Raw genomic sequence first — 1,658 nt, 5'->3', positions numbered from 1 at the left:
ACCGGATGGCGGGGCTTGGTGCCGTTCCGCACGGCGATAGACGGGACGCAACGACGTTCGGGGTAGTCTTGTTATGCGAGAATTGGCGCACCGTGGAGCAGATCAGGGACGCGCGAACTGTACGGCGGGCTCCAGGTCCTCGCATGAGGGGATGTAGGCGCACCAGCAGCATACGCCCCTATCGGCCGCCTTTGGTGCATTCCATTGCGAACAAAGCGGACAGCTTTTTACGACAATTCGTGTGCCGGAGATAAAGGCCAGTCCGCGGCCACGAAAAGTGACTCGGCCTCGCGGGAGGTCATTCGGCATGGCTGCATCCATGCTCCTGTCAGAGTTGAACATCTCAAAGCAAGCATAATTATATCGATGCGACTCTATCAAATCATGGCGCCGGTATCAGATTTATAATTATTGTTCTCACGCGGGAACTTAAATGTTGGGGCACGCCAATGGCTGCGTGGTCGCCGTCGATAACATGTCGCTTTATGCGAAAGCTCGAGCCTGCAGAGCGTTGCCATCGCCACGGCACTCAACCTCGACAGGCTCGCTGCGTGGTTCACCCGGCGCCCACTCGCCACGACGCGCACCTCACGCTTTGCCACCCTCGCTGCATGACCGGTGATTTCGCCAACAGTATCGTACCCTTATGCGAACGGGCCCCTGCAGCCGTCGTGGTGGACGTCCGCTATTGAGGAGCGACCGCGGCTCCTTGAATGACCGAGATGGGCGCATATCCGCCCGGCTGGTTTCGAAGCCCCTCGACGCAGAAGCCGAGGGGCCGAACGCTCAGATCTCTGTCCCTTCGGCCAGCGTGAGAGCATCCTCCACATCGACCCCGAGATACCGGACCGTGCTCTCGATCTTCGTATGGCCGAGTAGGATCTGAACGGCACGCAGGTTGCCAGTCCGCTTGTAGATCAACGACGCCTTCGTTCGGCGCAAGGAATGGGTCCCGTAGTCCTCACTTCGTAGCCCGATGCCCGCGACCCACTCATCGACCAGGCGCGCGTACTGCCGGGTGCTGATGTGCGTGACGCCGTCGAGCCTGCTGGGGAACGCATAGTCGTCGAGCGTTCCACCCCGGGCCTCCAACCATGCCAAGATGCTGGTGCGGGCAGGTTCGAGCAACTCGAACTGCACGGGTCGACCGGTCTTGCGCTGGTTGACGATGGCGCGGCTACGAACGCGACCCCCGCTGACGAGGTCGCTGATCTTGAGCTTGACGAGGTCGCAGCCGCGAAGCTTGCTGTCGATGGCCAGGTCGAACATCGCGCGATCGCGCATGCGTCGTTCGCGGTCGAGCCAGAACCGGATGGCCCAGACCTGCTGAGGTTTGAGGGCTCGTTTAGCCCCGAGCTTGCGACCAGCGTTCCAGGCCGGCCGCCCTTTCGTTGCCGGATCGTGAGCTGAGTGTCCCATCGTCTATCTCCTCGCCGGCCAATGCCGACGAGGCGATAAGAGACCCGAACCGAAGGTGCGGAGAGCGGGCATATGCGGACGTTCCGCTGGCGACCCGTGTCGGACGGATATTCTCGCCCGTTCTTCGCCCGGAAGCAGACGTGCAGCCCGGCTTCGCCGCCAGTGTAAGCTTGTCCCGAACAGCTTCAGCTACGCATTCGCCGGATCTGCGTCTCCACGCGCATTGCGCCGGATGACTT

The 1,658-nt window shown here is 61.6% G+C and carries 1 protein-coding gene; it reads right to left on the bottom strand.

The features are described 5' to 3' along the window. Window positions 1–786: 786 nt before the first annotated feature. On the bottom strand, window positions 787–1,419 hold the full coding sequence (locus MKK75_RS22980) for a tyrosine-type recombinase/integrase (RefSeq protein WP_244044831.1): 633 nt from the start codon (window positions 1,417–1,419) through the stop codon (window positions 787–789). Window positions 1,420–1,658 lie beyond the last annotated feature (239 nt).

Origin of the sequence: Methylobacterium sp. J-030, assembly GCF_022829545.1 — a bacterium.
In the GTDB taxonomy this organism is placed as follows: Bacteria; Pseudomonadota; Alphaproteobacteria; order Rhizobiales; family Beijerinckiaceae; genus Methylobacterium.
Note: the sequence above shows the minus strand (reverse complement) of the source record. Positions and strands in the feature narration are given on the sequence as shown.

What these genes read in the sequence shown, in the direction of transcription:
- MKK75_RS22980 (WP_244044831.1), bottom strand. Translation starts at nt 1,419, where the DNA reads ATGGGACACTCAGCTCACGATCCGGCAACGAAAGGGCGGCCGGCCTGG.